This window comes from Actinomycetospora sp. (assembly GCF_055612215.1).
In genome coordinates, this window is sequence record NZ_JBVPVA010000108.1 from 1 (window position 1) to 7,386 (window position 7,386).

A 7,386-nucleotide genomic window follows, 5' to 3' on the forward strand; every position below is an offset into this window, starting at 1 on the left:
GAAGCGCTGCGCCGCTCGCTGGCCTGGGACCAGGGCTCGGAGATGGCCCGCCACCACGAGATCAGCGTCGCCGCGAACCTGCCGATCTACTTCTGCGACCCCCACAGCCCCTGGCAGCGCGGCAGCAACGAGAACACCAACGGGCTGCTGCGCCAGTACTTCCCCAAGGGCAGCGACCTCTCGGTCCACACCCCCGAGGACCTCGCCGCGGTCGCCGCCGAACTCAACGGCCGACCCCGCAAGACCCTCAACTGGCGCAAACCCGCCGAAGCGATGCAGCAGCTACTGTCCGACCCACTGACCACCGGTGTTGCGACGACCCCCTGAGGCCGAGCGCCTCCCGGGGTGCGCTGTGTGCCCCTGATCATGGGAGGCCGGCGTGGGCTCGGGAGCCCTCAGCCGAAGGTCTCGACGACGGCGTCGGCGACGACCTTCATCGTCGTGCGCCGGTCCATGGCGGTGCGCTGGATCCAGCGGAAGGCGTCCGGCTCGCTCATCTTCTTCTTGGCCATGAGCAGGCCTTTCGCCCGCTCCACGGCCTTGCGGGTCTCCAGGCGCTCGGTGAGGCCGGCGACCTCGTCCTCGAGCGCGGTGATCTCGGCGAAGCGGCTCGCGGCGACCTCGATCGCCGGCACCACGTCGGTCTTGGTGAACGGCTTGACGAGGTAGGCCATCGCGCCCGCCTCACGAGCGGCGTCGACGAGATCGCGCTGGCTGAACGCGGTGAGCATGACGACCGGGGCGATCCGCTCCTGCGCGATCGTCGTCGCGGCCTCGAGCCCGTCGGTCCCGGGCATCTTGATGTCCATCATCACGAGGCCGGGCCGCAGCGTGCGCGCCAGCTCGATCGCCTGGGCGCCGTCGCCGGCCTCCCCGACGACGTCGTAGCCCTCCTCGCGGAGCATCTCCACGAGGTCCATGCGGATGAGCGCCTCGTCCTCGGCCACCAGCACGCGCAGGGGCTCGCGGGGGGCGGGCTCCTCGACGGCGACGGCCGCGTCGGCCGCCGTGGCGATGTCCTCGGCCTGCTGGCTCATGGCGTCTCCTCTGCGCGTCGCTGCGTCCGGCCGCTGCCGTGCGACGCTGCAGGGCGGCTCGATCCAGCGGACCCTACCGGGCCGGACTGCCGGTCCGTCCGCGACGAGCGCCACGGTGTGCACCAGCTAACAGCGCGGCCACCGGAATCCACGCTTCGGGGAACCGGCCCGTCAGTACTTCGGTCCGACGAGCTCGTCGAGCCGTGCGACCGCCGCTCTCCGGGCGACGGAGACCATGTCGCCTCGGGCTCGGCGGCGGGCGATGTCGAGTCGGTCCAGGGCGGCTTCGCAGATCGCCAGGATTTCCTCGGACTTGTTGGAGAACAGACACCGCGGATACTCATAACGCACGAGTCCCTTCCCGGTCAGACGTTGTGTCCAATTGCGGCTGCGACACCCATCGGAGTGGAACAGGCCTCGCAGGAGTGGGCCGGGGCGCTCGTCGGTGATGGCGCGCTGCCACGGTTCCAGCACGATCGACCGGGTGTGCTTCGCCCCGGGTCCGTGCTGCGGAAAGAGGCACAGCCAGTGCTTCGAGTGGCTCCGCAACGCGTGGCAGCCCGTCCTCTCGGCGCGGGCCACCCGGCTCGCCGGCAGGACGGCCCGCATCGCGTGCTCCACCTCCTGGGAGATGCCGGGCCAGTCGTCGGAGCAGTAGATCGCCAGGACGGCCGAGTTCGGGGTCGGCGTCGTGATGTGGCCGTCCCCGAGGTACGTCCCGAGCAGGTAGGCGTACTCGGGCCGGTCGAGCGGCTCCCCGTCGCACCGCGGGCAACGCTGGGTTACTCGCGGCGCACGCGGACGACGACGGCCGCCACGACACCAGTACTGCACCGTGCTCTTCGGAAGCCCCAACGAGCGGCCGATCTCGGTCGCGTGGAGGCCTGCGGTGGCCAGATCAAGCGCGGCGTCGACGGTCGCCTCGGTGTGCACGAACCGCACTGTGCCGCGGGGCACCGACATCGTCGCGGAACAGCCGCCCGGCGACGGCCGCAGCGGCATGAGTGGCTAGACTTGGCTACCACGAACTGTACTCCAGAAGGACGAAGCCCCCGTAGCCCAAATGGCAGAGGCCGCGGTCTCAAACTCCGTACAGTGTGGGTTCGAATCCCACCGGGGGCACCGACGATGTGGCGTTCACGACCGCTGCGTCAGGCGAACGGGTCCGGGGGTCGCGGGCTGATCGCGAGCAGGACGGGCCGGTCCGCCGGCGACGCCGATCCGCACCCGGGCTGGTCCCCGTGCCCCGAGGAACACGATCCGCACCCGGCACTCGGGCAGGCGCTGCCGAGATCGTCGACGCTGAGGCGCCCCTTGCGCACCCAGTGGTCGACCATCGCGGAGGCCTCGTCGCGGGACACCCCGACCCGCCGGGCCACCTCGGTGAGGCTCGTGGCCGTCCCGGCCCGCACCTCGGCGAGGACCTGGCGCAGCGGGCTGGTCACGAGAGCAGCACCCCGATCTGGAACACGGCGACGGCGAGCACCCAGGCGACCCCGAGCTGCATGACGATCCCGCCGAGGGTCCAGCGGGTGCCGATCTCGGCACGCTGCGCCGCGACCGTGGTCATGCACGGGGTGTAGGCCAGCAGGAACACCATGAACGCGAGGACGGCCGCGATCGTGTGACCGCCGGAGGTCCGGTCGAAGGTGTCGCGCAGCGCGGGACCGAGGGCGCCGGCCTGGTGGACGTCGGCGGGCTCTTCGGCGGAGTAGGTCTGCGCGGTCGTCGCGACCACGGCCTCCTTGGCGACGAACCCGGTGACGAGGGCCGCCGAGGCGTGCCAGTCGTCGAACCCCGCCGGGGCGAAGACCGGCGCGATCGCCCGCGACACCCCACCGAAGACGCTCTCCGACGGCGCGACCTGGCCGAAGCCGGCGCCGGCGCCGGGCATCGGGATCGACGAGAGGAGCCAGACCACGGTCACGGTCGCGACGATGATCCCGCTCGCGGTCCGCAGGAAGGCGCGCAGCTTCTGCCAGGTCTGCACGGCCATCACCCGCAGCGTCGGGCGGCGGTAGGGCGGGAGCTCGAGCAGCAGCGGCTCGTCGACCAGGTCGCGGAAGAGCACCCGGCGCAGCAGCCATCCCATGCCGATGACGAGCGCGATCGACAGCACGTACATCACGAAGACCATCGTCCCGGCCTGGCTGCCGAAGAAGATGCCCGCGAGCAGCACGTACACCGTCAGGCGGGCGCTGCAGGACACGAACGGGATGATCAGGTTCAGCAGCAACCGCTGGCGGGGGTTGCGCAGGATGCGCGTGCCGGCGAGGGCGGGCACGTTGCACCCGAACCCGACGATGATCGGGAGGAAGGCCTTGCCGGGCAGCCCGATGAGGCGCATCAGCCGGTCGACCACGAAGGCCGCGCGGGCCATGTAGCCGGAGTCCTCGAGCACCGCCAGCAGCACGAACATGATCGCCATGAGCGGGGCGAAGCTGAGCAGCTGGCCCACCCCGGAGATCAGACCGTCCTGCACGAGTCCGGTCAGCCAGTCCGGGGCGTGCACCAGGGCGAGCACCCACCCCGCGGCCCCGGCGACCGGTCCGTCGAAGACGTCCTGGACGAGGTTCTGCAGCGGCGAGGCCACCGCGGTCGTCGCCTCGAACACCCCCCACATCACGGCGAGGAAGATCGGCAGTCCGAACCAGCGGGAGGTGAGCACCCGGTCGGCGCGGTCGGACCAGGTGACCCCCGACCCGCGGCGGGTCACCGCCGCCGCCAGCACCTCGTGCGCCCAGGCGTAGCGGGCCTCCGCGACGAGCAGCTCGACCTCGTCGGCGGCGTCCTCCGGGTCACCCTCGGTGTCCTCGCCCGCCAGCCGGCGTGCCGTCTCGGCGGCCAGCGTCCGGACCCCGTCGGGCCCGGGCCCTCCCTCGAGCAGCGCGAGCGCCCGCCACCGCAGCGCAGGTCCGGGACCGCCGGCGACGGCGAGCGCGTGGGAGACCGTGTCGACGGCCGACTCGAGATCGCTCCCGAGCCCGGCCGGGCGCGGCGCGCCGCGGTCCCCGAGCGCCGCCAACACTGCGGTGGTGAGCGCCTCGACGCCCCGACCGTTGCGAGGGACGACCGGCACCACCGGGACGCCGAGCGCGCGGCCGAGGGCCTCGTGGTCCACCTCCACCCCGCGGGACCGGGCGATGTCGCCCATCGTGAGGGCGACGACCACCGGGACGCCGGTGTCGGCGATCTGGGCGGTGAGGTAGAGGTTGCGGGTCAGGTTGGACGCGTCGAGCACGGCGACCACGAGGTCGGGCTGGCGGGGCGCGTCGACCAGCAGCTCGCGGGTCAGCTGCTCGTCGGGTGAGTCCGGCACGAGGCTGTAGGTCCCGGGCAGGTCGACCAGGGCGAGCTCACCCCGACCGGACGGCCGCCACGTCCCGCGCGCGACCGTCACCGTCTTGCCCGGCCAGTTGCCGACGTGCTGCCGGGCACCGGTGAGCGCGTTGAACAACGTCGACTTGCCGACGTTCGGATTACCGACCAGGACGATCTGCGGGGCGCCCTCCGGGGCGTCATCGAGGTCGTCGATGCAGCACGGCTTCTCCAGCAGCAGGCCGGACGCGCCGCGGCGGGAGATCGGTCCCGTGCTCACGCCGGTCCCCCGACCCGCAGCTCGCGGGCGCCCGCGGCGTCGAGCGCCACCCTGCTGTCGGCGTCGACGGCCACGATGAGTCCCCCGACCCCGCCGCGTCCGATCACCTCGAGCCGCGCCCCCGGGACGAACCCCAGCTCGGCCAGTCGCCGCCGCCGCAGCCGGGTCGCCTCGACCCGGCGGAGCACCGACACCGTCCCCACCGGACAGCCGTCGAGCGAGCGCTCCGGGATCGCGGCCTCGTTGCTCGCAGTCACGAGCGAAGTAAGCCTCACCTATCCCCGGAGGGCAAGTCGCGTGCTGGCGAGTCGTCCCGCTTCGGGCGTTTCACCCGGAAGATCAGGGCGCCCGACCGACACGGTTCCCACATCCGGTCCGGGTCTCCCGCGGACGTGTCCCCGTCTCGGCGTCCGCGTCACTGCGCCTGGACCACGAGCAGGGCGACGTCGTCGCGGAGCTGCCCGTGCTGGAAGTCGGAGACCTCGGCGAGCACGGCGTCGGCGATGTCGTCCGCCGACGCCCCGGCGAGGGAGGCGACGAGGGCCTCGAGCCGCGCCGCCCCGTAGAAGCCCCGCGGCCCGCGGGCCTCGATGACCCCGTCGGTGTAGAGCACCAGGGAGTCGCCGGGCGAGAGTCGTGTCTCGACCTCGGTCAGCTGCAGCTCCGGGAAGACCCCGACCAGTCGGCCGGGGGCGTCCACCACCTCGACCCGGGTTCCGCGCAGCACGAGGGCGGGCGGATGCCCGCCGCTGACCAGCGTGAGCGCGACGCCGTGGGCATCCAGCGTGATCGACGCGTGGACCATCGTCGCGAAGCGGTACCGGTCGGCCCCGTTGTGACGCCGCATCGCGGCGTTGATCCGGTGCAGGACGGCGGCGGGCTCGAGTCCGTGCCTGACCTCGGCGTGCACGGTGTGCCGGATCAGGGCGGTCAGCACCGCCGCGTGCGGACCCTTCCCGCAGACGTCGGCCACCGTCACCGTCCACCGCCCGCGCTCGTCGTCCTCGTGGACGTCGTAGAGGTCGCCACCGACGTAGACCCCGGTCAGCTCCGGGCTGGGCGGGCGGTAGCGCCCGGCACAGCTCAGCCCCGGGACGTCGGGCAGCTCGCTGGGCAGCAGGGCGGTCTGCAGGGTGCGGGCGATCGTCCGCTGCTGCTCGTACAGCGCCGCGTTGTCCAGCGCGAGCGCCGCGGTGGCGGCGAGCTGGCCGACGAAGGTGAGGTCGTCCTCCACGAATCGGCGTCGGGACTCGGCGTGCACCAGGGTCAACGCACCCAGGCTGCGACCCCGCACCTGCAACGGGACCACGATCGCCGAGCGCAGCCCCAGGGCCCGGATCAGCTCGAGGTGGGTGGCGTCGACGGCGCTCGCGACGAGCAGCTCGTCCGGCACGTCGGTCATCACCACCGGCCTCCCGGACCGGGTCACCTGCAGGGCACTCCCCGGTGCCTCGGGATCGGACGGGTAGCGCCGCTCGAGCTCCTCGACGAAGGTGACCTTCGCGGGGTCGAGGTGCGCGACGGCGACCTGCTCCACCCGCTCCCCGCGCACCAGGTGCACGGCCGCCCAGTCGGCGATCCCGGTCACGGCCAGGTCGGCGAGCCGTTGCAGACGCTCCTCGACCGAGAGCGGCGCCTCCATCAACTGGCTCGCCCGGGCCAGGAACGTCATGCGGTCCCGCTCGCGCTCGGCGGTCGCGCGCGCCTGCCTCTCGGCCGCGTACAGGCGCGCCCGGTCGAGGGCCTGCCCGCACAGCGAGGCCACCGCGACCAGGAACTCCCGCTCGCCCGGCCCGAAGACCTGCGGGTTGCGGAAGCGGAACACCACCGCGCCGAGGTCCTGGTCGTCGACCCGCAACGGCAGGCACACGCAGGCCTGGAGTCCCCCCGACACGCCCGCAGCGGACTCGTGCGGGTAGCGGCTCCGCCACTGCTCGGCGTCCTCCAGCCACACCGGTGTCCCGCTCAGGACGGCGTCGGACATCGGTCGCCCGGCCCGGACGCGGATCCGCCGGAACCGCTCCACCGCCTCACCGGCCACCCCGGTCACGTGGAGGGCCTCCAGCACCTCCGGATCCGACGACGACCGGACGTAGACCCCGCAGGCGTCCGCCTCGAGGAGGGCTGCGGCGGTCGTCCCGGTGAGCCGACCGATGTCCTGCGGAGTCGCGGCGCTGGAGAGCTGCTCGGTCAGGTGTTGCAACCCCCGGGCCCGCGACCGACCCGCCTCCACGTCAGCGGTCACGGCCGGTCATCTCCATCCGCGCGTGCGGACCCACGGTGCGTGGTTCCCCGGCCGCCGGCGTCACCCCGGAAGGGTAGGCCGCCCGCGTGCGCCCCCGGCACCTCCGTCGAGCTCGTCCGCGCGTCGCTCCAGGTACGCCCGCTCGACGTCGTTGGTGGCCTGCTCCGCGGCCGCCCGGTAGGCCCGCCCGGCGTCCACGAGGTGCCCGGCGCGCCGCAACAGGTCGGCGCGGACGGCGGGCAGGAGATGACCGCGTGCGGCGACGCCGCCGCGACGCGCGAGGTCGTCGAGCACCGCCAGGCCGGCCTCGGGACCGGCGTGCCTCGCCAGGGCCACCGCCCGGTTGAGCTCGACCGTCGGGGACGGGGCCCGGGCGAGCAGCGCGTCGTAGAGCGCGAGGACCTGCGCGGTGTCGGTGTCCTCGGCGCGGGCGACGGTCACGTGGCAGGCCGCGATCATCGCCTGGAGCTGGAAGGGTCCCAGCTGCGCCCGACGACGGGCGTGGT

General features: G+C 73.2%; 7 protein-coding genes, 1 tRNA gene and 1 pseudogene. 2 read left to right on the forward strand and 7 right to left on the reverse strand.

The annotated features are described in order from the left end of the window. Positions 1-327 (forward strand): IS30 family transposase (locus tag AC0CYZ_RS02770; RefSeq protein WP_472212132.1); only part of this gene is annotated, 327 nt, incomplete at its 5' end. A 68-nt stretch (positions 328-395) separates the two neighbouring features. Here the strand turns inward: AC0CYZ_RS02770 and AC0CYZ_RS02775 are convergent. Beyond that, complete coding sequence (locus AC0CYZ_RS02775; RefSeq protein WP_472212134.1) at positions 396-1,037, reverse strand: ANTAR domain-containing response regulator; 642 nt, start codon at positions 1,035-1,037, stop codon at positions 396-398. 171 nt (positions 1,038-1,208) lie between these two features. Beyond that, positions 1,209-1,970 (reverse strand): hypothetical protein, encoded by a 762-nt coding sequence (locus AC0CYZ_RS02780; RefSeq protein ID WP_472212136.1) that lies wholly within the window; start codon positions 1,968-1,970, stop codon positions 1,209-1,211. A gap of 115 nt (positions 1,971-2,085) precedes the next feature. Between AC0CYZ_RS02780 and AC0CYZ_RS02785 the strand changes: the two genes are divergently transcribed. Then, positions 2,086-2,159, forward strand: a tRNA-Leu gene (locus tag AC0CYZ_RS02785). A gap of 29 nt (positions 2,160-2,188) precedes the next feature. Here AC0CYZ_RS02785 and AC0CYZ_RS02790 read toward each other — a convergent pair. From AC0CYZ_RS02790 to AC0CYZ_RS02810, 5 genes and pseudogenes are all read right to left on the reverse strand, one after another. Next, positions 2,189-2,482, reverse strand: a complete 294-nt coding sequence (locus tag AC0CYZ_RS02790; protein ID WP_472212138.1) for a FeoC-like transcriptional regulator — start codon at positions 2,480-2,482, stop codon at positions 2,189-2,191. Further along, positions 2,479-4,635, reverse strand: coding sequence for a ferrous iron transport protein B (gene feoB, locus AC0CYZ_RS02795; RefSeq protein ID WP_472212140.1), 2,157 nt, complete (start codon positions 4,633-4,635; stop codon positions 2,479-2,481). Before feoB ends, AC0CYZ_RS02790 begins: the two co-directional genes overlap by 4 nt. Beyond that, positions 4,632-4,892, reverse strand: a complete 261-nt coding sequence (locus AC0CYZ_RS02800) for a FeoA domain-containing protein (RefSeq protein WP_472212142.1) — start codon at positions 4,890-4,892, stop codon at positions 4,632-4,634. Before AC0CYZ_RS02800 ends, feoB begins: the two co-directional genes overlap by 4 nt. Before the next feature lie 158 nt (positions 4,893-5,050). Continuing rightward, positions 5,051-6,880: a SpoIIE family protein phosphatase gene (locus tag AC0CYZ_RS02805; protein WP_472212144.1), complete on the reverse strand. Its 1,830-nt coding sequence runs from the start codon at positions 6,878-6,880 to the stop codon at positions 5,051-5,053. Positions 6,881-6,940: 60 nt separating this feature from the next. Beyond that, positions 6,941-7,386: pseudogene (locus AC0CYZ_RS02810) on the reverse strand (hypothetical protein); the annotation flags it as partial.